This is a genomic window from Aequorivita viscosa, from assembly GCF_900106795.1.
GTDB classification, from domain to species: domain Bacteria; phylum Bacteroidota; class Bacteroidia; order Flavobacteriales; family Flavobacteriaceae; genus Aequorivita; species Aequorivita viscosa.
The window spans coordinates 73,388-97,047 of record NZ_FNNS01000007.1; the positions used below are offsets into that span (position 1 = coordinate 73,388).

19 protein-coding genes are annotated in these 23,660 nt (G+C 37.5%); 11 read left to right on the forward strand and 8 right to left on the reverse strand.

The window, feature by feature from the left end; translation table 11 throughout:
* Positions 1-16: 16 nt before the first annotated feature.
* The 11 genes from tamL (at position 17) to BLW28_RS05690 (ending at position 13,783) form a co-directional block, all read left to right on the forward strand.
* Positions 17-2,614, forward strand: a complete 2,598-nt coding sequence (gene tamL / locus BLW28_RS05640; RefSeq protein ID WP_073218704.1) for a translocation and assembly module lipoprotein TamL — start codon at positions 17-19, stop codon at positions 2,612-2,614.
* A gap of 134 nt (positions 2,615-2,748) precedes the next feature.
* Positions 2,749-3,816 (forward strand): class II fructose-bisphosphate aldolase, encoded by a 1,068-nt coding sequence (gene fbaA / locus BLW28_RS05645; RefSeq protein WP_073218636.1) that lies wholly within the window; start codon positions 2,749-2,751, stop codon positions 3,814-3,816.
* Positions 3,817-3,933: 117 nt separating this feature from the next.
* A complete protein-coding gene (accD, locus tag BLW28_RS05650) occupies positions 3,934-4,818 on the forward strand; it encodes an acetyl-CoA carboxylase, carboxyltransferase subunit beta (RefSeq protein WP_073218706.1) in 885 nt (294 codons plus the stop codon).
* 135 nt (positions 4,819-4,953) lie between these two features.
* Complete coding sequence (gene rpsO, locus BLW28_RS05655; protein WP_073218639.1) at positions 4,954-5,223, forward strand: 30S ribosomal protein S15; 270 nt, start codon at positions 4,954-4,956, stop codon at positions 5,221-5,223.
* 210 nt (positions 5,224-5,433) lie between these two features.
* The gene (locus BLW28_RS05660) at positions 5,434-7,674 is read left to right on the forward strand and encodes a polyribonucleotide nucleotidyltransferase (RefSeq protein ID WP_073218652.1); all 2,241 of its coding nucleotides are present in this window, start codon (positions 5,434-5,436) and stop codon (positions 7,672-7,674) included.
* 367 nt (positions 7,675-8,041) lie between these two features.
* Positions 8,042-8,842 (forward strand): pyrroline-5-carboxylate reductase, encoded by an 801-nt coding sequence (proC, locus tag BLW28_RS05665; RefSeq protein WP_073218655.1) that lies wholly within the window; start codon positions 8,042-8,044, stop codon positions 8,840-8,842.
* 19 nt (positions 8,843-8,861) lie between these two features.
* Positions 8,862-9,629 (forward strand): glutamate 5-kinase, encoded by a 768-nt coding sequence (gene proB / locus BLW28_RS05670; protein WP_073218658.1) that lies wholly within the window; start codon positions 8,862-8,864, stop codon positions 9,627-9,629.
* Positions 9,630-9,649: 20 nt separating this feature from the next.
* Positions 9,650-10,849: a glutamate-5-semialdehyde dehydrogenase gene (locus BLW28_RS05675; protein ID WP_073218661.1), complete on the forward strand. Its 1,200-nt coding sequence runs from the start codon at positions 9,650-9,652 to the stop codon at positions 10,847-10,849.
* 241 nt (positions 10,850-11,090) lie between these two features.
* Positions 11,091-11,954 carry a sigma-70 family RNA polymerase sigma factor gene (locus BLW28_RS05680; RefSeq protein WP_073218666.1) on the forward strand — a complete coding sequence of 288 codons (864 nt, stop codon included), beginning with the start codon at positions 11,091-11,093 and terminating at the stop codon, positions 11,952-11,954.
* A gap of 179 nt (positions 11,955-12,133) precedes the next feature.
* Positions 12,134-12,793: a ribulose-phosphate 3-epimerase gene (gene rpe, locus BLW28_RS05685; protein ID WP_073218668.1), complete on the forward strand. Its 660-nt coding sequence runs from the start codon at positions 12,134-12,136 to the stop codon at positions 12,791-12,793.
* Positions 12,794-12,799: 6 nt separating this feature from the next.
* Complete coding sequence (locus BLW28_RS05690; protein ID WP_073218670.1) at positions 12,800-13,783, forward strand: YpdA family putative bacillithiol disulfide reductase; 984 nt, start codon at positions 12,800-12,802, stop codon at positions 13,781-13,783.
* Between the two features lie 367 nt (positions 13,784-14,150).
* Here BLW28_RS05690 and BLW28_RS05695 read toward each other — a convergent pair whose 3' ends face one another.
* The 8 genes from BLW28_RS05695 to BLW28_RS05735 form a co-directional block, all read right to left on the reverse strand.
* Positions 14,151-15,596 (reverse strand): SusD/RagB family nutrient-binding outer membrane lipoprotein, encoded by a 1,446-nt coding sequence (locus BLW28_RS05695; RefSeq protein WP_073218673.1) that lies wholly within the window; start codon positions 15,594-15,596, stop codon positions 14,151-14,153.
* An 11-nt stretch (positions 15,597-15,607) separates the two neighbouring features.
* Positions 15,608-18,874 carry a SusC/RagA family TonB-linked outer membrane protein gene (locus BLW28_RS05700; RefSeq protein ID WP_073218708.1) on the reverse strand — a complete coding sequence of 1,089 codons (3,267 nt, stop codon included), beginning with the start codon at positions 18,872-18,874 and terminating at the stop codon, positions 15,608-15,610.
* A 380-nt stretch (positions 18,875-19,254) separates the two neighbouring features.
* Positions 19,255-19,791: a hypothetical protein gene (locus BLW28_RS05710; RefSeq protein WP_073218676.1), complete on the reverse strand. Its 537-nt coding sequence runs from the start codon at positions 19,789-19,791 to the stop codon at positions 19,255-19,257.
* Positions 19,792-20,245: 454 nt separating this feature from the next.
* Positions 20,246-20,833 (reverse strand): hypothetical protein, encoded by a 588-nt coding sequence (locus BLW28_RS05715; RefSeq protein WP_073218678.1) that lies wholly within the window; start codon positions 20,831-20,833, stop codon positions 20,246-20,248.
* Positions 20,830-21,150, reverse strand: a complete 321-nt coding sequence (locus tag BLW28_RS05720) for a hypothetical protein (RefSeq protein ID WP_073218681.1) — start codon at positions 21,148-21,150, stop codon at positions 20,830-20,832. The genes BLW28_RS05715 and BLW28_RS05720 overlap by 4 nt, the downstream gene beginning before the upstream one ends.
* 39 nt (positions 21,151-21,189) lie before the next feature.
* Positions 21,190-21,642: an RHS repeat-associated core domain-containing protein gene (locus BLW28_RS05725; RefSeq protein WP_218143092.1), complete on the reverse strand. Its 453-nt coding sequence runs from the start codon at positions 21,640-21,642 to the stop codon at positions 21,190-21,192.
* A gap of 44 nt (positions 21,643-21,686) precedes the next feature.
* A complete protein-coding gene (locus BLW28_RS05730) occupies positions 21,687-22,172 on the reverse strand; it encodes a PH domain-containing protein (RefSeq protein ID WP_143036845.1) in 486 nt (161 codons plus the stop codon).
* 24 nt (positions 22,173-22,196) lie between these two features.
* Positions 22,197-23,660 (reverse strand): RHS repeat domain-containing protein (locus tag BLW28_RS05735; protein ID WP_317042268.1); only part of this gene is annotated, 1,464 nt, incomplete at its 5' end.

Below are 23,660 nucleotides of genomic sequence, written 5' to 3' on the forward strand. Positions count from 1 at the left end.
TAAAAGGTATCTCCGTTTGAAGTACACCCTCACAAAAATATCATTAATTATAGGATTATTGAGTTTATTTTTATCCTGTAATGCAGTAAAACGCGTTCCAGATGATAAATTCCTGCTTACCGAGAACACTATTATGGTAGATAGTGTTAAGGTTAAGGGCGCCGGAGTGTACAGTCAGTTGGCTCAAAAACCCAATCCTACAATTCCGTTAATTGGTTTTCCATTAGGGCTTCACATCTATAATCTGGCAGATCCTGAACCAGACTCAACCTTTGTTCGCTGGCTTCACAAAAAACCCAATAGAGAAAAAAGACTCATAAAATTTCTTTCAAAAAAACAAGTCGATGGAATGGACAGTATTTACGTCGGTTTCAATAAATGGCTTATGGAATCGGGAGATGCACCTGTAATAATTTCGGATAGCAAGATTGAAAAATCTACCGAACGATTAGAAAGGTGGTACGCGAGTTTTGGATATTTCAACAATGAAGTGAGTCACGAGATTATTCCGAACGAAAAAAAAGCCAAAAGGGCGAGTTTGGTCTATTCTGTTAAAAGGCATAAACCTTATTTTATTGGCGATACAATTATTGAAAACATTAGCTCTCCCGTTGTAGACTCATTATTTCAACTTACTAAAAGTAATTCTTTTCTCCACCCAGGGAAACAATATACAGCTTCAGATTTGGTGAATGAACGCGACCGATTAACAATTCAATTTCGAAATTCAGGGCTCTATCACTTCAATCAAGAATATGTTGGTTTTGAAGCGGATACTGTAAATACTGGACACAAAGCAAACCTGAGCTATATTATTCCCAATCGGAAAATAACCACAGAAGACAGTACCTACACTGCGCCATTTAAGGTTCATTCAGTTGGTGAAGTACGCATAGTAACAGACTATGCTTATGAAAATAAAGACAAGCAGTTTCAAGATTCATTAACGTATCGAGGGTATAAACTTTTCAGTTATGGCAAAATGCGCTATCGCCCCAAGGCAATCACCGATGCTATTTCCATAACGCCTGGAAAAATATTTAAGGATATAGACAGAACGCTTACATATAATCAATTAAGCGACCTTAGAATATTTAAATATCCCAATATTAGTTATTCCGAAGTAGCTACAGATTCGACTGGAAGACTGTTAAATTCAACTATTTTATTATCCCCGAGAGAACGATTTACATTAGGTGCAGACTTTGATGCTTTCACTTCAACCATTCAACAATTCGGAATTAGTTTTAGTGGAAACATGATTTTTAGAAACATTTTTCGTGGCGCCGAAATATTCCAAATTTCTGGACGAGGAAGTCTAGGATCTTCAAAAGACGCTGCAGACAATAACAGCAAGTTTTTTAACATTTCTGAATTTGGTGGCGATGCGAAATTAACTTTCCCTCGAATTATTTTTCCATTAAAAACCCAGAAATTAATCCCTAAATATATGTCCCCGACCACTACTTTGAGTTTGGGAGCAAGCGCTCAGAATAATATCGGATTGGATAGACAAACTGTAAACGGTTATTTTAGTTATAACTGGAAGCCTTCAAAAATTCTTAATTATCAATTAGATGCGCTTAACCTTCAATATGTAAAAAACCTAAATACTGTAAATTATTTTAACGTTTACAGAAACAGCTTTAACCAATTAAATGACATTGCACAAACAACCGAAATTGGCAATCCAGGATCTATTAATCCAAATTACTATACTTACAACGACAACAACGAATTAACACTAACAATTCCAGACGGGGCAAATGGATTTATAAATGATGTGCTTAACGGAAACATTTCTCCTATTGGAGCTAATGCAAATGCCTATGAAAGTGTTGACAATATTGATGAGCGTAAAAAACGTTTAACAGAAAACAATTTAATTTTCGCTTCAAATATCACCCTAACCCGCGACACTAGAGACAACATTAAAGACAATAATTTTTCAAGAACCCGATTTAAATTTGAAGCCGCAGGTAACTTACTGTCAGGTATCTCCCATTTGGCTGGCATACCTAAAAACAACGAAGATAATTTTGAAGTGTTTAACGTAGTCTATTCTCAATATGTTAAAGGAGAGGCCGAATACATCAAACACTGGGAATTGGATTACAATAATGTTGTGGCATTTCGAATTTTTGGAGGAATAGCAATTCCGTATGGAAATAGTAAAAACATTCCTTTTACTAGAAGTTATTTTGCTGGAGGCGCCAATGACAACAGAGGCTGGAAAGCTTATGACCTAGGGCCGGGAAGCAGTAGCGATAAAAATGAATTTAACGAAGCTAACTTTAAACTTGCCATGAATGCAGAATACCGTTTCACAATTTTAGGAGCCTTTAAAGGAGCTGTTTTTGTGGATGCAGGAAATATCTGGAACGTTCTAGACAACATTAAAGATGAAGAATCTAAGTTCGATGAAATTTCCGATTTAAGTGAGTTAGGAATTGCTTCAGGATTGGGCTTACGCTATGATTTCGGATTTTTTGTATTTCGTTTTGATATCGGATTTAAAACACATAATCCAGCAAAGCCAGAAGGTGAAAGGTGGTTTAAAGAATATAATTTTTCAAATGCTGTGTATAACATCGGAATCAACTATCCGTTCTAAACCATTATATTTTGCTATTTTTGCTTATCTGAAAAATAAGGTCGCGATATCTAGTAGCTATCAAAACAACACTAATATCAAGAACTTAACAACATTTTAAAGTAATTGATCAACACCAAAATAACCCATTAAATATGAGTCACGGAATTAAGCCCGGAGTCGCAACCGGTAAGGAAGTTCAGAGAATACATCAATACGCAAAAGAAAAAGGTTTTGCTATGCCTGCCGTAAATGTTGTGGGTTCTGATAGTATTAATGCCGTTATGGAAACCGCAGCTGCATTAAACTCACCCGTAATTATCCAGTTTTCAAATGGAGGCGCGCATTTTAACGCCGGAAAAGGGCTTTCAAACGAAAACCAACAAGCAGCCATTGCAGGTGGCGTTGCCGGTGCAAAACACGTTCACGAGCTAGCAAAAGTATATGGAGCAACGGTTATACTGCATACCGATCATTGTGCAAAAAAGCTATTGCCTTGGATCGACGGTTTACTAGATGCGGGTGAAAAGTTTTACAAAGAAACCGGAAAACCGCTATACAGCTCGCATATGATTGATCTTTCTGAAGAGCCAATCAAAGAGAACATCGAAATTTGCAAACGCTATTTAGAGCGCATGAGCAAAATGGGAATGACCCTAGAAATTGAATTAGGCATTACCGGAGGTGAAGAAGACGGTGTGGATAATACCGATGTGGATTCTTCAAAATTATACACCCAACCAGATGAAGTTGCTTACGCTTACGAAGAACTTTTAAAAGTAAGCGATCAATTTACCATTGCTGCCGCTTTTGGAAACGTTCACGGCGTTTACAAGCCTGGAAATGTAAAGTTAACACCTATTATCTTGAAAAACTCTCAAGAGTATGTTCAGAAAAAGTTTAACACAGGGCACAATCCTATAGATTTTGTTTTCCACGGCGGAAGCGGATCTTCATTAGAAGAAATTCGTGAAGCTATAGGTTATGGTGTTATAAAAATGAACATTGATACCGATATGCAATTTGCCTTTACCGAAGGTATTCGCGACTATATCGTTGAAAATTTAGAATACCTTAAAACCCAAATAGGAAATCCAGAAGGTACCGATTTGCCAAATAAAAAATATTATGACCCACGAAAATGGCTTCGTGAAGGAGAACTTAGCTTCAAGAAGCGTCTAGAACAAGCTTTTGAAGATTTGAATAACGTGAATACGTTGTAAGAAAACTTTTTTACCCCAAACTAGAAATAAAAACTCGACAAAATACGTTAGCGTATTATTGGAAATAACTGAGCTATAAGCCCCTAACTCTTTTAGCTCAAAACCCTCAACACTATGATGCCTTGGTTTAAACGAACAAAAAAAGGGATACAGACCGCAACCGAAGATAAAAAGGATGTCCCCAAAGGGCTCTGGTACAAATCGCCCACAGGAAAAGTTGTGGACAGTGCCGAGCTTGAAAAGAACTTTTATGTAAGCCCAGAAGATGGATATCACGTCCGTATTGGCAGTAATGAATATTTTGAAATCCTCTTTGACGATAATAAGTACAAAGAACTGGATAAGAACCTAACTTCCAAAGACACCTTAAATTTTGTAGACAAGAAGAAGTACACTGACAGACTTAAAGAAGCCGAAGAAAAAACTGGCTTAAAAGATGCTATTCGTTGTGCTGTTGGAAAATCTATGGGTGCAGATTTAGTTGTTGCATGTATGGATTTCAGTTTTATTGGTGGATCTATGGGAAGCGTTGTTGGCGAAAAAATTGCTCGTGCTGCAGAATACTCCCTTAAAAAGAAAATTCCATTAATGATTATTTCAAAGAGTGGTGGCGCTCGAATGATGGAATCTGCGTTATCTTTAATGCAACTTGCCAAAACAAGTGTAAGACTAGCTCAACTTAGCGAAGCAGGAATTCCTTACATTTCACTAAGTACCGACCCAACAACAGGTGGTACTACCGCTTCGTTTGCTATGTTAGGTGATATTAACATTGGAGAGCCTGGCGCACTAATTGGTTTCGCAGGACCACGTGTTGTACGTGATACCACAGGTAAAGAACTTCCAGAAGGATTCCAAACCTCAGAATTTTTATTAGAACACGGTTTCTTAGATTTCATTACCCATCGTAAAAACTTGAAGCGTAAAATAAACCTATATTTAGATTTAGTACTTAACAGACCGCTTCGTGAAAAAGTAGAGAAAGTCGAAAAATCGGCTTAACATTGAAGCACATCAATATTTTTTTAAAAATATTTAACTGTAACTCAATAACTTTTACTACTTTTGCAGCCTTGATTACAATCCCGAAGCCGTCGGGAGTATTCAATACATAAAAATCATTTTAATAATATTGGCATGTATCTATCACAAGAAGCTAAAGAAAAAATTTTTGAAAAACACGGGAAATCAAAGACCGATACTGGTTCTGCAGAAGGACAAATCGCTTTGTTTACATACCGTATTGAGCATTTAACTAAGCACCTAAAAAACAACCACAAGGACTACAACACCGAGCGTTCATTGGTAATGTTAGTAGGTAAAAGAAGAGCACTTTTAGATTACTTAATTAAAAAAGACATTCTTCGCTACCGTGCTATCGTTAAAGAATTAGGATTACGTAAGTAATTATAAACAAAGGAGCCTTAACCGGCTCCTTTATTTTTACAACCCAAACATATTGGGAATCATTTTCGAGAAATCGAAAAATTAATAAAGAAGGCTACACCCTTAGTTTTTCATTGGTCAAACCACAACAACACAACAACACACGGCCTGATAACCAGGCTTAGACCAAAATTAACTGCATACTTATACGTGTGCAAAAATGAAAAACAAATGATACCTAAAGTATTTACAGAGGTCATTGACCTAGGTGATGGAAGAGAAATCACCCTTGAAACTGGAAAATTAGCAAAGCAAGCCCACGGTTCTGTTGTTGTTAAATCTGGAAAATGTATGCTGCTTTGTACTGTAGTTTCAAACTACGAACAAAAAGACTTAGATTTTTTACCATTAACGGTAGATTATCGCGAAAAGTTTGCAGCGTCAGGCCGTTATCCTGGAGGATTCTTCAAAAGAGAAGCAAGACCAAGCGATGGCGAAGTATTAACAATGCGTTTGGTGGATCGTGTATTACGCCCATTATTCCCAAAAGATTACCATTCTGAAACACAAGTTATGATTCAATTAATGAGTCATGACGATGATGTTATGCCAGATGCCATGGCTGGATTAGCTGCCTCAGCTGCAATTCAGTTATCCGACATTCCTTTTGAATGCCCTATTTCAGAAGCGCGTGTAGGAAGAGTAAACGGCGAATTCATCATCAACCCTTCGAGAACACAATTAGCAGAATCTGACATCGATATGATGATTGGAGCCTCTGCCGATAGCGTTATGATGGTTGAAGGTGAAATGAAGGAAATTTCTGAAGAAGAAATGACCGAAGCTATCAAATTTGCACACGAGCACATTAAAAAACAGTGCGAAGCCCAAGTTAAATTAGCCGAAGCTTTTGGCAAAAAAGAAGTTCGTGAATATGCAGCAGAAAGAGAAGATGCCGATCTTGAAAAACAGATTCACGATATGGCATACGACAAAGTATATGCTGTAGCACAAGCTAGCTCGGCTAAACAAGAAAGAACGGCTGCTTTTGCTGAAATAAAAGAATCGATAAAAGCTACTTTTTCAGAAGAAGAATTAGAAGATATTGGAGATTTAATTTCAAAATACTACCGCAAAGCCGAAAAAGAAGCGGTTAGAGACCTTACTTTAAATGAAGGTTTACGTTTAGACGGACGTAAAACAGATGAAATTCGACCAATTTGGTGTGAAGTTGACTATTTACCTTCTGTTCACGGTTCGGCTTTATTTACCCGTGGAGAAACGCAAGCATTGGCAACTGTAACATTAGGAACTTCAAGAGAAGCCAACCAAATAGACATGCCATCGTATGAAGGAGAAGAAACTTTTTACCTACATTATAACTTCCCTCCTTTTAGCACTGGTGAAGCAAGACCAATTCGTGGGACATCTCGTCGTGAGATAGGTCACGGAAACCTAGCCCAACGCGCTCTTAAAGGAATGATTCCAGACAACAACCCATACACCGTACGTGTAGTTTCTGAAATTTTAGAATCTAACGGTTCTTCATCAATGGCGACTGTATGTGCCGCTACTATGGCAATGATGGACGCTGGTATTCAAATGAAAAAACCTGTTTCGGGTATCGCAATGGGATTAATTTCTGATAGCGCTAGTGGAAAATACGCCGTATTATCTGATATTTTGGGCGATGAAGATCACTTAGGAGATATGGACTTTAAAGTAACCGGAACGGCAGATGGTATTACTGCTTGCCAGATGGATATTAAAGTTAAAGGGTTGAGCTACGAAATTCTTGTAAATGCATTAAAACAAGCAAGAGACGGTAGACTTCATATTCTTAACAAATTAACCGAAGCGATTGCAGAACCGCGTGAAGATGTAAAATCATACGCGCCTAAAATGGTTACGGTACGCATTCCTAACGAATACATTGGTGCGTTAATTGGACCTGGAGGAAAAGTTATTCAAGAACTTCAAAAAGCAACTGGATGTACTATCGTTATAAACGAAGATCCAGATACAGAAGAAGGAATTGTTGAAATTTTAGGCACTGGCCAAGAAGGAATTGATGCTGTAATGGCAAAAATAGACTCCCTTACTTTTAAACCTGAGAAAGATAGTGTTTACGAAGTTAAAGTAATAAAAATGCTCGATTTTGGTGCGGTTGTAGAATACACTGCTGCTCCAGGAAATGAAACTTTACTGCACGTGAGCGAACTTGCTTGGGAACGAACAGAAAATGTTACCGATGTTGTAAACATGGGCGATGTATTTGATATTAAGTTTTTAGGTTTCGACCCAAGAACTAAAAAAGATAAGGTTTCTAGAAAAGCATTATTGCCAAAACCAGAAGGTTATAAAGAACGTGCTCCACGTGAAGATAACCGAAATGGCGGACGTGATAATCGCAATAACGGACGCGATAACCGTGGACGTGATAATCGCGATAGAGACAGAAAAAGAGATTAATTATCTTTTTAAATATTTTCAAAACGCCTTCAGAAATGAGGGCGTTTTGCTATTTAATATTTAGCGTTATCTCTTAAATTCTATTCAAACTGTAATCGACTATTGGGAACAACCAAATCATAAAAGCCGATTTAACTTCAAAACATATCAAAAAAAGATGTTTTTTATGCCATAATTACCGAAAGCATCAAAAATGCGCAAAACTGTCACCTGCGTTAATTTCTACAATTTTAAAATAAAATACCCTTCTATCTACTTTAAACAGTACAGTAACAGCACATGTTCAATGTTACTTCAGAATTAAATTTAATTAACAGACCTCTCGCATAGTACTTGCACCCTAGTTAGTGTAACAATAAAACAAATTATGAAAGTACTAGTAATTGGCGCAGGAAATATGGGTTTGACGTATGCCGAAGGAATGGCACAATCGCCCTTATTAAATCGTAGAAATTTGATGATTTTCGATGTTTCAGCAGAAAAACTGTCAAGTCTTGACAAGATTTCCTACTTCGATGTTTACGAAAACTTAGGCGACTGCCTTCCAAAAGCCGACATCGTTTTCGTCGCAGTAAAACCATATCACAGCGACGAACTATTTAAAAAAATGAAAGAAATGGTTAATCCAGACCAGCTCATAATATCATTAATGGCCGGAGTTACTATCGAAACCATTCAGGATAGTTTAAACCTCAAAAAAATCATTCGAGCCATGCCAAATCTTCCTGCAAAAGTTGGTTTGGGAATGACGGCGTTTACAGCAGCAAAAGAAGTAACTCGAGTAGAACTTTTAATGGTTCGCAATCTTCTAGACACAACTGGAGAAGCTATTCACGTTGAGAATGAAAACTTTATTAATGCCTCTACAGGTATTTCGGGTAGCGGTCCAGCATACGTGTTCTATTTTATGCAATCTATGATGGAAGCTGCATTAAAAATGGGCTTCTCTCAAAATGATTCAAAAATATTAGTAACCCAAACCTTTGAAGGTGCTGTAAAACTATTTACCGAATCTGACTTATCTCCTAATAGCTGGATGAACAAAGTTGCCTCAAAAGGCGGTACAACACGGGCAGCACTAGATTCTATGGAAGATAATAATGTAAAAGAGTTAATTAAAGAAGCGGCTTATGCGGCTTTCAACAGAGCAACAGAATTAGGAAAATAAAAAACAAGAAAAAGAAAATATGAAGGAAAAACGAGTGGTTATAAAAGTAGGAACCAACGTTATGACAAATAAGGACAATCGTATTGTTGGACCAATCCTAAATGAATTGGTACGGCAAATCGCTGCCCTTTACGAGGACGGGTATTCGCCAGTATTGGTGTCTTCCGGATCTGCAATTGCAGGAATGGAAGTTCTAGGCGAGTGTATTGCAAAAGATGATTCCACGAGAAGACAAATATACTCATCAGTAGGCCAACCCCGAATGATGCGGCATTATTACAGTCTTTTTCACGATCACGGAATGCGATGCGCACAAATTCTAGCAACAAAACGTGATTTCGCACCTGGCAAACACCGCGAAAATATGATTAACTGTTACGAAGGATTGCTTGCTGAAGGTATTGTCCCTATTGCAAATGAAGATGATGCCGTGTCGCTCACAATGTCAATGTTTAGCGATAATGATGAATTAGCAAGCCTTGTCGCAGAATTAATTGATGCCAATGCCTTAGTTATATTAACAGATACTGATGGCCTATATACAGGGCATCCAGATGATAGTAATTCCGAAAAATTAAGCAACGTACACCATGAAGAAGCTGTCGAGCAATACGTTCAAGCATCAAGTAAAGGCGAAGGTGAAGGTCGTGGCGGAATGGAGTCCAAATTAAAAATAGCCAAGAAAACTGCCAAGAATAACATTCCTACCTATATCGCAAACGGAAAGCAAAAAAACGTAATCGTCGATATTCTGGCAGGAAAAGATTTAGGAACAAAGTTTTACTAATAAATTAAATTGAAGAGAATATGAAGTTGATAAATGAAAAATTAAAAAATCAGGTTTTAGAATCTATGATGACTATCATAGACAAAAACCGAGATGAATTATTAAACGCAAATAAAAAGGATTTAGACGCCTTTAAAAAAGACGATCAAGCGCTGTATGACAGGTTGGTTGTTGATAATTCAAAAATTAACGGAATGATTAAAGCAATTTCTGAAGTTAAAAATCAGGAAGATCCAGTTAACAAAGAAATTAGCAGCACAGAACTCGAAAGTGATCTTAAAATAATCAATAAAACCGCTCCTTTTGGTACGATTATGATTATTTATGAATCTAGGCCCGATGTAACAATTGAAGCAGCCGTTCTTGCCTTTAAAGCAAACAATAAAATCTTGTTGAAAGGCGGAAAAGAAGCTTACAATAGCAATAAAATCTTAGTAACGTTCTGGCACGAAGCATTGCAGGAGAACGGACTTGAGCCAGATTGGATTAAAATGCTAGAGCTCAATCGTGAAGAAACCCGAGCATTTCTTAAAAAACCATCCGAACCCATAGATTTAATTGTTCCCCGTGGAGGTGAACGCTTAATACAGTTTGTAAAAGAAAATGCTACATGCGCCGTTTTAGTTAGCGGTCGTGGTAACAACTTCTTATATATAGCCGAAGATGCCGATTGGAAAAAAACACTTGAGGTTATAATAAATGCGAAAACCGATAAAATTTCAGGTTGCAACGCACTAGACAAAGTTTTGGTAGACAAGAAAATTCCAAATTACGAAGCTAAGCTGAAAGAATTAAAAGAAGTTCTTGAAACTGCAAAAGTTGAAGTTATTGTAGATGCTGAAGTTAAAAACACCCTTTCATCTTTAGAATTAATTAAGGATGAAGAAACTTGGTTTGAAGAATTTTTAGCAATGAAAATTGTAATTGGTGCTGTCGAAAACGTAGAAGAAGCAATTTTTAAAATAAACAAATACAGCGGTGGTCATTCGAGTGTTATCTTGACTGAAGACAATCATAAAGCCGCTTATTTTATGGAAAATATAGACAGTGCAGCAGTGTACCACAACGCCTCTACCCGCTTCACCGATGGCGGACAAATGGGCGTTGGTGCAGAATTGGCTATCAGCACGGATAAACTGCATCACAGAGGACCACTAGGCCTTAAGCAATTGGTAACCAATAAGTACTATGTATACGGTGATGGCCACGTACGTGTCTAATTGCGAGCAAAATGATTAACCAAAAAAGCCTTTGTTCTTAATTATTAGAACAAAGGCTTTTTTATCATCTTTTCAGAAACAAACTGTTGTTATTCAGAAATAAAACACCTCAAAACAAGATTCTCAAGACAGAATGATTTTGTTAAATTTTAAAAAATTAAAATTTCTTGTAACCTTTTTTCATTTTCTTCCGTATAACCTCATACACAAGTTTAAATTTAATCTACAGGACAACCTTTAAATGAGACAACTCAAAATTACAAAGCAGGTTACCAACAGGGAAACCGCTTCATTGGACAAGTATCTTCAAGAAATTGGAAAAGTTGACTTAATTACCGCAGACGAAGAAGTGGAATTGGCACAGCGCATTAAAGCGGGTGACCATATAGCTTTGGAGAAATTAACCAAAGCCAACCTTCGATTTGTCGTTTCGGTGGCGAAACAATATCAAAATCAAGGGTTAACACTCCCTGACCTAATCAACGAAGGAAACCTTGGCCTTATTAAAGCCGCTCAACGTTTTGACGAAACACGTGGTTTCAAATTTATATCCTATGCGGTGTGGTGGATTAGACAATCTATCTTACAAGCATTAGCCGAGCAGTCTCGTATTGTTCGTTTGCCTTTGAACAAAATTGGAAGCATCAATAAAATCAATAAAATGTACGCTTCTTTAGAGCAAGCTAACGAGCGTCCGCCAACTGCTGAAGAAATTGCCAAGGAATTGGAAATGACCATTAGCGATGTTAAAGAGTCCATGAAAAATTCAGGTCGCCACGTATCTATGGATGCTCCTCTTATTGAAGGGGAAGACAGCAACCTTTACGACGTTTTGCGAAGTGGTGAGTCTCCAAACCCAGACCGTGTTCTGTTACACGAATCGCTTCGTACAGAAATTGAGCGTGCTTTAGAAACACTAACTCCTCGTGAAGCCGATGTTATTCGCCTTTACTTTGGACTTGCCGACCAACAACCAATGACTTTAGAAGAAATAGGTGAAACTTTTGACCTTACCAGAGAACGCGTTCGTCAAATTAAAGAAAAAGCAATCAGAAGGTTGAAACACACTTCGAGAAGCAAAATATTGATGACCTACTTAGGATAATTTTTAAAGCCTCCGACATTTATCGGGGGCTTTTTTTTAATAATCTCTTACTTCAATCGAAAATAAAATAATTTATGAATCTTCGCACGGGTACGGACGACTCGCGAGTCGTCCCTACGCGAGTCGTCCCTACTACATAATCAATATATAAATTCCATATCTTTGCAAAAAAATTCAAAATGAGCCATACTATTATTGCCCCATCTATTCTTGCTGCCGATTTCGCTAATCTACAACGCGATATTGAAATGATAAATAACAGTGAAGCAGATTGGTTTCATCTGGATGTAATGGACGGTGTTTTTGTTCCGAACATATCTTTTGGTATGCCTGTAATAAAAAGTATTGCAGTACACGCCAAAAAAACATTGGACGTACATTTAATGATTGTTGACCCTGACCGATATATAAAGACTTTTGCCGATTTAGGGGCAAATATACTTACCGTCCATTATGAAGCTTGCACACATCTCCACCGCACCTTACAAGCTATTAAAGCGGAGGGCATGCAGGCAGGTGTGGCAATTAATCCTCATACTAATGTTTCGTTGCTAGAAGACACTATATGCGATATAGATTTGGTGTGCGTGATGAGCGTAAACCCAGGTTTTGGCGGGCAGAGCTTTATTGAAAACACTTATAAGAAAGTGAAACAACTTCGTGAGATTATTAGTGCTAATGGCGCTTCTACCAAAATTGAAATAGACGGCGGAGTAACTAATAAAAACGCAAAACAGCTAGTTGATGCTGGTGCAGATGTCTTGGTGGCCGGAAGCTATGTTTTTGGTGCTACTAACCCTGTAGAAACAATCCAAGACCTTAAAAACATAGTGAAATAACTCAAAATGTCTTTATCAAATCCACAGAACGATATTTTCGATGTTTTAATAATTGGCGCTGGACCCATTGGAATAGCGTGTGCTTTGGAATGTAAAAAAAGCAATTTGCGATATGTTGTAGTCGAAAAAGGTACGCTTACCAATTCGTTATATAACTATCCGCTTAACATGACCTTCTTTTCCACTTCGGAAAAAATTGAAATCAATGACATTCCTTTTATCAGTAACAACCCGAAGCCAACTCGTAATGAAGCGTTGGAGTATTACAGACGGGTTACAACTTCAAATAAGCTTCATATTAATTTATACGAAAAGATTGTTTCGGTTGAAAAAGAAGGAGCGCATTTTAAAATTGAATCTAATAAACGAGCGTATCAAGCTAAACAAGTAATTGTTAGTACGGGATTTTTTGATATTCCGAATCTTATGAACGTTCCTGGCGAAGACTTGCCAAAAGTAATGCATTATTACAAAGAAGCGCATCCTTTTGTAATGCAGAAGGTTATTGTTGTAGGCGCTAGTAATTCATCAGTAGATGCGGCACTTGAAATATGGCGAAAAGGAGGTGATGTAACGATGATAGTTCGTGGCCCAGCAATTGGCGAACGTGTAAAGTATTGGGTGAAGCCTGATATAGAAAACCGAATAGCAGAAGGAAGTATAAAAGCTTTTTTTAATTCAGAAATCGAGCATATTACTAAAACCGAAGTTGTTGTTAAAACTCCAAACGGCGAAAAGGTATTAGAAAATGATTTCGTAATTGCCTTGACGGGATATCGACCCAATTTTGAATTCCTTAAAAAACTGGGAGTGCATTTATCTAATGATGGCAAGATGTTACCGAGTTATAACCCAAACACTATGGAGACTAATGTTTCAGGATTATATTTGGCTGGTGTTATTTGCGGAGGCATGGAAACCCATAAATGGTTTATTGAAAACTCAAGAGTTCACGCTGAAATTATCGTGAAACACATTATCGAAAAGTAACCTCTCTCCCCTATTTTCAAATTTCATCTAAACTCAAAAAATCTTACAACTGCTGAGGTTTGTTTTCAATGTCTAGATTTGTCTTTCTTTTACGCTATAGATGAGCCAAGATTCGACCGACTATAAATAGATTAATTTTTAGATCCCGAAGATTCAATACACTTTGTTTGTGCTTGATGTGATAAAAGATTAACAAATAAACCGTTGAAGAAAACTAAACTTTAATTTTCATCTAAACACAAGTATTATTTTCAATCTGTTTTTGCTTCATTTATTTTCAAATTACTTTATCACTTCAATTAAAAGTAAAAAAAAAATCCCCGACACAAGGTCGAGGATTTTCATCTATAATTATTTTAACTATTGATTAGAAATCAAAAGTGTAAAATTTATCCCAGAATAACTGAGTCTCAGCAGCATCACCTCCAATAGCACCAGAGGCAGCGTCGTAGTTATCTTCATTTAATGTTTGTTCTCCAACAGGATACAAATAACGTACTGGAAAACCAGAAACATTACCTGTAGGCTTTGTTAAAATTGGATAGTCTAAACGACGCACAGACAAGTAACTTGCAAAAGTTCTGTTGTATAGACCTAAATATGCCTGAGTACCTATAACTTGCTTCCAAGAGCTATCAGCTACTGCCGTAGCATAATCAACGTCTGGCTTAGCTAAGTAATCAGAAACACCTGTTACACCCCAATAATCAAATGACGCTGTAATAGCAGCATTGTAATGAGTTGCCGCATCGCCACCAACAGCGAAACCTCTTTCGGCAGCTTCAGCTAGTAAAAACCTAACTTCTGTGTACGATAATAGCACGCCTGGTTCGTTTGGCTCAACTAAACGATCAGCCACGTGAGAGTGGTTTGCGTAAGCAGAAATAGAGCCTACTTCACCACCGATGTATTCACCGTCAATTTGAGTGAAGTAAGCAGCCCTTCTTGGATCTTCTAGATCATTCATTATGTCGATAATAGTTTTAGCAGCAACATAGTCATTTCGACCACTTAGAACAAGGTTATCGTTCATTGGGTTGTTGTTAGGAGCTGATGTAGAGTACATATAGCTTCCGTTATCTGCATTACTTGTAAAAACTCCACTAGTAACAGCAGATTCAACAGTAGTTTTGGCTACACTTGGATCTACATCTGAAAGCATAATACCCATACGTAGTTTCAAGGAGTTAGCAAACTTCTTCCACTTCGCTACATCTCCGCTATACATCATATCTTCAGTTCCACTGAAACTTCCAACACCTGTATTCATAGAACTAATTGCTGCGTCTAAACGAGCGATAAGATCTACATAAACCGCTTTACCGTCATCGTAAGCCGGTGTTAGGTTATCGATATCCAAAGCTTCGGAGTACGGTACGTTTCCGTACGTCTCTACTAAGTTACTAAAAGCATAAACTGTAAGTACTTCAACGATAGCCAATTTGTTAGGCTTTAGTGCATCAGTAAGTGGGTTTTCAGTTTCGTTAAGAACTCTAGCTGATTCGTTTAAATCTTTTAACACGTCTCTGTACAACTCTCTCCAGTGATTATCTGGAATGGCACGGGTAATCTGATCGTAATTACTTTCATCAGTATACGTAGTTTCCTGCAGTTGTTGCGTAAACAATCTTAAGTTATTAAGGTTTACGTTTGGAGTTACTATTTGATCTGCAAGTTGCTTTTGTGCAGCGGCAAACAAACTTTCTCCACTAACGGCAGTAGGATCTTTTATATTTTGGTTCAGATCTTCTAAATTGTCTGAACACGATACGGCCATAACTGCCGCAGTTAAAATTAAAAATATTTTCTTCATCTGTCTATTTATTAAAATTGTGCTTTGATGTTAAACCCATAATCTTGGGTAGTTGGCAATGAACCTGTAACATAACCTTGAAGGTTACCAGAGCTCAAACCTGCTTCAGGATCAGCATACGGTAGGTTCTTGTGGATAATCCATAAGTTAGAACCTGATGCGCTAAAAGAAAGACCTGTCATAAAGGTGTTTTCTAGGTATCTTGATGGCAACGTATATGTAAGTGATACCTGACGTAGTTTAACATAGCTTGCGTCGTACACAAAGGCAGCAGCAGGAAGTGCTGCATAACCAAAGCCACTGAAACCATTTGCATCCGACCTAGTTGTATTTACAGAACCATCAGGATTTACACCTGGGTTAATATATCCACCAGTTTCCCCCGTGTAACCAGCAGAAGGAATTCCGTTTCCATCGGCATCATATTCATTAAACACCAAAGGGCTTCTCACAGGATTTCCTAATTCATTATCAAACACTGTATTTGCATAGATACCAGTTGCTTCACCATAATATTGGTCTAGAGAGAAAAGACTTCCTCCTTGCTGAATATCGATAAGGAAACTAAAAGAAAAATCCTTATATGTTAAAGTATTTGTAATACCTGCCATCCAGTCTGGGTTAGTATCGCCAAGGACATTGTTTGAGTTTGGAGTTTTAAGGTATCGCCCACTTTCAGGATCAACAACTTTTTCACCATTTAGGTAAACAAAATCTTGACCGTAGATTACACCGTACGGCTGACCTAGTTCTGCGTTTATAGAAACACCACCTTGGAATCTACCAAGTTCTAAGTTTTTAATTCCGTCAGGCAAGGCAAGAACCTTACTCTTACTTTTTGTCCAGTTTGCACTGATTCCCCAAGTAAAGTCGTTGTTTTTAACTGGCATTGCGTTTAATGAAAGTTCAAACCCCTTGTTTTCAATTTCACCTGCGTTAAGCAATTTACCAGTATAACCAGTAGATGGAGAAATTGGCACAGTTACAATTTGGTTAATAGAGTTAGACTTGTAGTAAGAAACGTCGAAACCTAATCTATTATTAGCGAAACGCATTTCTAAACCAGCCTCGTAACTCTTAGTACGTTCTGGCTCAAGATTTGGATTATTTGCAACATTAGGAACAGAGTTTCCGATGTCACCGTTAACCACGTACGTATCTCTTAATCTATCGAATGGAGCTCCGTTACCTACTTCAGCATAGTTTAGACGAAGTTTACCAAAGCTAATAGCATTAACATCTAACAATTTGCTAAACACAAAACTTGTGGAAATAGATGGGTAGTAAAATGCACTATTATCTTTTGGTAAAGTTGAGAAACGGTCTCTTCTAATAGTACCATCTAAATATACAGTGTTGGCATAACCGAAAGATGCACTAGCGTACACACCATCAACTCCAACTTTCTCAGCTTGTTCTCTAGGGTTTGGATTAGGTGAAGCACCATTTTGTAGCGAGTAAAGACCAGGAATTACCAATCCACCTGCTGTTGAAGATGTTAATGAGTTAAACTCGCTTCTTCTAATGTTAGACCCTAAGATACCAGCAAAGCTAATTTCTTCAGTAATATCAGTATTAAAGTTAAACATTAAATCGTAGTTTGTTTCAGTAGCTGTAATGTCTCTTCTTAAATAACCAGAATCAACGTTCCCACGGGAAACACCAAATGGAGTTGCAACAGAACCTACTGCTCTACGCTCTTCTTGGCTTTCATTATAAGTATCTGTAGAAACTCGACCAGTAACGTTTACCCAATCAGCAAGCTCATAGTTAAGTTCAATATTACCGATAAAACGGTTTCTTGTATCATTTTGGTAGTTTTCATAACGTGTCCAGTATGGGTTATCCCAGTAAAGTGGAGCAGCACCTGGCGCTGAACTACTAGGGTTCCATGTTACGTTTCTACCTGTATTAAAGTAAGCATCCTTTTGTTGTTGAATATCAGTACTAGTTGCCCACCATTGCTTCATATTACCTACAACGTTGTCGTTATAACCTGTAGAGTTACGACCCAATGCATCAGTTTTAATGTAATTAGCTAAACTACTTACAGTTAGTTTTTCAGTAACATCATAAGAGCCACTGAACACGAAGTTATGTCTGTCTAAGGTACTGTTTGGCAACAAACCAGACTGATCTAGTTTAGTATAAGATAATCTATACGAACCACCTTCTAAACCATTTGAAATAGAGATAGAATTTGTGAATGTAATAGGAGTTTCAAAAAACTCGATAGGGCCATTAGCCGCAGCTACATAAGCAGACTTCTTCATGAAATTTGGAGAAGCTGGATCAAACGAATCCCATTGGTAAATCATAAGGTTCGGATCAAAAGCAGGTCCGTAAGAAGCATCATCTCCATAGTTCTCAACTTGATCGTCTATCCCATCTCCGTTAATATCTTCGTACGTGAAGTAATCATCACCATATCCAGGGCCGTATTTGTTTTGATATTCGGCAAAGGTGCTTTTATCTACAACTCCCACAGTAACGTTAGAGTTTATTGTTACGCCCATACCTTGGTTTTTCTTACCTTTTTTGGTGGTAATGATAATTACACCGTTTGCAGCACGAGAACCATAAAGTGCAGATGCAGCTGCACCTTTAAGCACGTTAATAGATTCAATGTCGTCTGGGTTAATATCTGCTGCGGCATTACCGTAGTCATAATAGTTACCAGAAGCTGTTGCTTGATTAGCAGAGTTGGTGTTTCTGTTACTAATTGGCACACCATCTACAACGAACAATGCTTGGTTGTCACCAGTTAAAGAGGTGTTACCTCTAATAACCACGTTGGTAGAACCACCAAAGTTGTTGTTTCTTCTAATCTGAAGACCAGAAACCTTACCAGAAAGGGCGTTTGTAAAGTTGTTCCCTTTCACAGTAGCGATGTCCTCACCTTCTACTTGTTGTGTAGAGTAACCAAGTGATTGCTTCTCACGCGATACACCAAGTGCAGTTACTACTACTTCGTCTAATGCAGAACCGGCCTGCATTGCAACATCAATTGTATTTGATGTGCCTACCAAAACCTCTTGGGTTTCGAATCCTACATAACTAAAAACAAGCGTTTGGCCCTCGTTCGCTTCGATAGAGTAATTTCCATCAAAGTCCGACTGGGTTCCAGTTGCTGTGCCTTTAATAATAATGTTTACTCCAGGTAGCGGTAACCCAGTGTCATCGGTAACCGCTCCGGAAATCGTCTTTTCTTGTGCAAACGTAAGCTGCACAAAGAACACTAGTAATAGTGTCAAAATTCCATTAAACTTTGTTTTCATTTTATTGTTTGTTTGAATTAGCACTTCAAATTTGATAATAAAAACTAAGAATTCCTATTTTTCGGCGATAATAGATTCCCCAACGCTTCGATAAATTTGTTGATAAAAAAATATTTTGGTTCAACAGAAAGTAAACTTTTCCTATAAAAGACATTGAAAAAGTAGAGCTTTGAAACACGCAGAAGTCTAAAAAAGAATATTTTAAACATTCCATTAAATTTCAAAAATGCTATGGAACGCAATTTTATATTCATTCAGATTACCCATTTAACAATAGTTTATAAGAAATATGAAATAAAATAAATAATCAAAAAAATAAGTTTACGAACTGAAACCGACGGAATATGAAGGTAATTAGGGTTTCTTAAATTGAAATAATGTTAGTTTTTACTTTTACTTTCTCCTTTAAATTGTTGAGAATTATTTTTAAAAAGTACATTAAAAGTTGTTAAACTACCATAACAACGTGTAATATACTGCTGAAGATCGACTTTATCCTGATCTGCCAAGTCTTTGCTTGAGTTTATTTTTTGCTCCATTACACGAAGGCGGTCTCTTAACATTACAATTTTATGAAAAAAAGTATCTATCGGAATTTCTTTGGCGGAAAGATTTCTGTCTTCAGGCTGCAACACCATGGTTCCACCTTTCCATTTATCGGCAATTGGAACAATCTCGCTAATGCCGTTCCACTTTTTGAGAATATCGCGTAAGCTTTTTTCAACTTCGTAAAAGCTAACTGAGTCAACCTCATCTTCGGCGGCTTCAATAATTTCGAATTCATCATCGACAGAGATTGTTTCTAGTCCGTTTTCTATGAAGGTTACCCAATACATCTTAGCCGTGACATTGGTTACTACACCTTTTCCAAATTCTGTGTGATTTATTCGTGAACCGATTCCTAATATTTGTTTCATTTATGGTTGGTTATTGGTTATTGGTTATTGGTTTTTTTGGGATTTGGGTTTAAAAATATGGAATTATGGTGAAAGTACGATTGGGTTATTGGTTATTTGGGGAATGGTATATTGGTTATTGGTTAATTGGGGATTGGTCATTGGTTAATTGGGGATTGGGGGGAGGGTTATTTTAGATGGAGGATGATTACTTCTGGTTTGATGCCGGTGTAGTCGGCGAATTCGTAGATTGTGAGGAGATGGTGTTTCTTTTTACGGAAGTAATCTCTTACTTCCTTATTCAGTTATAGTGCATGGCCATAGGATTTCCCTGTGAGCAGCTGAATATCTTTGGGATATATAACTACCCGGGATGGCCGCGTCCGTTTACGAGGTAATTGGTTTTCCTTATTTTCTTCATCGTACTGTATAAGGATCGAGTTTTATTCACCGGGATTCAATTTTAATTAGACGACTAAAAATAGGGCTCTAGAGTATTGCACTGTTCTAATAAAGCCGCATATAATATATCATTTTGTATGGCTAAAAGATTTCTTTTCCTGTCGTTAATGAAAAAATCGAATGCGTCACAACTTACATTTCTAAAAAAACATTCTACGTACATAATAAATGATTGCTCATCAAGTTTAATGTCATTTACATTAAGTAAAAAATATGCTCTTTTTTTTAAGAAGGGACTCTTTATATTATATTCCAATTTACTCAAAAATACATTTGTTTTTTTTATAAAATCTTGGCTGAGTCTAGTTTCTTCTGACCGTTCTCCTTTAAAGAAAAAAGGTGTTTGATTTCCTAAACATAAACTCTGAATACTATCTAAATATCTAATATATTTTATCGTAGAATCATTCAAATCTTTCACAGTATCTGAATTGACATCGCTAACAAGTTTGTTGTTTTGGAGTCTTAGCTCATTTATATCATTATTAATATTTCGATTAATTATGTTAAATGAGATATCCAGATGCAGTAATCTATCATTATTTTTTTTACAAGAAATCAATAGTAATATTAATATTGTAAACAATAGTGTTTTTTTCATTTTATAGTTATAGTGTCATTATTGATTATATATCCCTTTTTTACGATTGTATTATACATTCTATAGTCTCTATAACCTCCAATACCCCATATGGTATCGGTGGTCTTATAGGTAAGAGTTTTAATGTTTAAAGTAGGGTCTTTCATAAAAGCCTCAATCAAATTAGCACCCATACCAAGGCCGGTTTTTATGTTTATAATATATTTCAAAAATTGCAGTTTTGTTTTAATATCCGGCCCAGGCCCATAGATGTTATCAATCGTTCCGTATAAAACTCCATCTTTCCCTATTGATGAACCAATAAAATCAGAATCCATATAGCCTCCCGTTTGTATATACCCACTTTGTCTGTCTTTTTAACTGAAAATACCGTTACCTTGGGAAAAGGTAACAGTATGATGACACTGCACACAAGGAACAGCATTTTTAATATTATTAGATTTCTTTCCATCTACACAATCCTCACAATCACCACCACCTTCTAAGCTCAAATCCGCGTTTGCAGCATAATCGCTTACCTGTTGAAAATACGATTGATAGGCTGTTGAATTATTGGTGCTAATCGCCCCGGACTGTGTATCATAACTTACTCCTTCCAAAGATGAAACTGTTTTAAAATCCAAAGTTTCCCCAGTTGCTTTGTCAAAAGTGCGCACATCAAACCCATTGGAACCTCCATAAGACTCAAAAGCCCCCGTAGAAGTAACAGAATTTGTGTTTGCAAAACCTCCCGGCATCATCCCGTCCGGATCAATAAAATACACAGGATTGTTAAACGCATAATTGTAGGGCGAGTGCCTGCAAATCATTTCCGCCAGCGGCCTTAATATCTCGAAGTGCGATAGCGGGGAATTCATTCAGTATATATATATGTGGAGTTAAATAACCCCTTTCTTTTTTTAACCCCTACATTTTTCAATATTTCTAATGATTTATCCACTCTGGGGGTCAAAAGACAGGTAATAACCATCGTTTCTCCGTTTTTTAAAAAAATGCGAGCAAAATGATATTGCTCCATAGCAGAAAGATGAAACCAAGTTTTGAACAAGGTTGCCGATCCATACACGATTATTTTCTTGATATCATTCGAATAATATGTTTCTTCTTTTCCCTTTTTAACCTGTGTTATTGAATCTTGGGCAATAATATACTTTTCGTCCTTATTTATAGACCAATATTCTATATGCAGGTAGATTCCTGGAAGAACAAAAAATAAAAAAGCTATTGAACAAATCATTATAATTCCAAAATCGAAATTAAAGAATATAAGTAAAAACAAGTATCCCATTGTTATGATGAGTACCGATAGGGCAGCTACAAAATGGTTTTTTATATTCATCTCCAATAGCATATAATTTGTATTTCAAGGTCGAAACCCATGCATCAATCCATTAATATTAAACTGAAAGCTTCGGTTTATTTGGGGAGTTATATTGCTGTTCCACCAATCATAGAATATCTCTGCACCCACAAAAGCCGCGCCAACCAGGGCTCCCCCAGCGGCACCGTATGGACCACCATAAGCGGAGCCCACGGCAATAGACGTCCCTAATGAAGCAAAAACCGAAGTGGTTCTAAAAGCAAACCTCGTTTGGCTAATATTTCCCGAGGTCATTTCGGTATAGTCGTAATAAATTCCACCTAGAGTTGCCACGTTTCCTATATTCCCTCCAATTCTGGTAACTTTCCCTAGTCCTATATAAGTAGAGCTGAATCTAGAAAAAGTTCCAATCTTATTCTCTATTGGCAGACTTTTCCTGTATTCCAACATTCCAACCTGGGCCGTCCCCGAGAGTCCACTTAAACAGGTTGAAATATCTGCGGTTTGTCGGAAGGATTTAAAAATTTTTTGCCATCTGCTAGGCGGATCGTTTGAATTTAATCCGCTGTTATTCTCTGCCGTCTCTAAACTCAACTCACCATCTCCCGGAGTTTGCAGATCATTTTTGGTAATATCACCATCTGCATTTATGTCCACCCCTTGGTTACTGTTCACTGTCACGGAATCCAAGGTATTTCCATCCTTGTCAAAGGTTCTCACATCGAAACCTCCGAAACCACCCGTTGAAGTATCGGAAGTCCCCAAATATTTTGTGTCCGACACGAAGGCACCGCCGGGAATCGGCGCCATCCCATCCGGATCAATAAAATAGTTTGGGTTATTAAACGCATAATTATAGGGCGAGTGCCTCCGCATAGCTTCCGCCAGCGGGTCCAGGTTCATCCATCTTCCCAAAGCTGGGTCATAGTTCCTGGCGCCGAAGTCGTAGGTGTTGATATCGAACTCGGTCTGTATTTCCTTCCCGCCGAATTTATACTTGTAACTGTCGGCCAATAGCGGTGTAACGGGGACAATTGTAATATAGGAGCTCATATTGCCAATGCCCACCACACTATGTTGGCCGTTGTAGCCTTTGTGCGTTAAACCATAAGGATAATAATGGTTCTCTTCTAAAATTTTGGTTTCGCCAGTTTGGGGGTGCTCTGTGAACCTTAAGCGGATATTCCCAAGATGATCGGTATAGTTGAATACATAATTAAAAGTATAGGTGCTATTTCCTCCTAGACCAGCGGGAGTGGCCTTTACATAGCCTTCTGCATGCGGGAAGAAGTCCAGAATGCCGTCTGTATACTGAAACCCATCCATATATTCGGTATTGGTGCTCACACTTTGGCTGTCCATCGTGGTTTTCTTTATCTTGGTACCGTCTGCGTTCTCTTGTATGACTTTTACTTCTGCCTTGCTCGTAAACCGTTTAAAATCTCCTAACAGAAGTGACGGATGCTGTCTTTTTATGCTTCTAAAAACCAAGTTGACCTGGTTTGT

Excerpts from the sequence above, each read along its gene's own strand:
- BLW28_RS05660 (WP_073218652.1), top strand. The coding sequence starts at position 5,434 with ATGATACCTAAAGTATTTACAGAGGTCATTGACCTAGGTGATGGAAGA.
- BLW28_RS05675 (WP_073218661.1), top strand. The coding sequence starts at position 9,650 with ATGAAGTTGATAAATGAAAAATTAAAAAATCAGGTTTTAGAATCTATG.
- BLW28_RS05720 (WP_073218681.1), bottom strand. The coding sequence starts at position 21,150 with ATGGATTCTGATTTTATTGGTTCATCAATAGGGAAAGATGGAGTTTTA.
- rpe (WP_073218668.1), top strand. The coding sequence starts at position 12,134 with ATGAGCCATACTATTATTGCCCCATCTATTCTTGCTGCCGATTTCGCT.
- BLW28_RS05700 (WP_073218708.1), bottom strand. The coding sequence starts at position 18,874 with ATGAAAACAAAGTTTAATGGAATTTTGACACTATTACTAGTGTTCTTT.
- rpsO (WP_073218639.1), top strand. The coding sequence starts at position 4,954 with ATGTATCTATCACAAGAAGCTAAAGAAAAAATTTTTGAAAAACACGGG.
- BLW28_RS05695 (WP_073218673.1), bottom strand. The coding sequence starts at position 15,596 with ATGAAGAAAATATTTTTAATTTTAACTGCGGCAGTTATGGCCGTATCG.
- accD (WP_073218706.1), top strand. The coding sequence starts at position 3,934 with ATGCCTTGGTTTAAACGAACAAAAAAAGGGATACAGACCGCAACCGAA.
- BLW28_RS05725 (WP_218143092.1), bottom strand. The coding sequence starts at position 21,642 with ATGATTTGCAGGCACTCGCCCTACAATTATGCGTTTAACAATCCTGTG.
- BLW28_RS05680 (WP_073218666.1), top strand. The coding sequence starts at position 11,091 with ATGAGACAACTCAAAATTACAAAGCAGGTTACCAACAGGGAAACCGCT.
- proB (WP_073218658.1), top strand. The coding sequence starts at position 8,862 with ATGAAGGAAAAACGAGTGGTTATAAAAGTAGGAACCAACGTTATGACA.
- BLW28_RS05710 (WP_073218676.1), bottom strand. The coding sequence starts at position 19,791 with ATGAAACAAATATTAGGAATCGGTTCACGAATAAATCACACAGAATTT.
- BLW28_RS05730 (WP_143036845.1), bottom strand. The coding sequence starts at position 22,172 with ATGAATATAAAAAACCATTTTGTAGCTGCCCTATCGGTACTCATCATA.
- BLW28_RS05715 (WP_073218678.1), bottom strand. The coding sequence starts at position 20,833 with ATGAAAAAAACACTATTGTTTACAATATTAATATTACTATTGATTTCT.
- BLW28_RS05690 (WP_073218670.1), top strand. The coding sequence starts at position 12,800 with ATGTCTTTATCAAATCCACAGAACGATATTTTCGATGTTTTAATAATT.
- fbaA (WP_073218636.1), top strand. The coding sequence starts at position 2,749 with ATGAGTCACGGAATTAAGCCCGGAGTCGCAACCGGTAAGGAAGTTCAG.
- proC (WP_073218655.1), top strand. The coding sequence starts at position 8,042 with ATGAAAGTACTAGTAATTGGCGCAGGAAATATGGGTTTGACGTATGCC.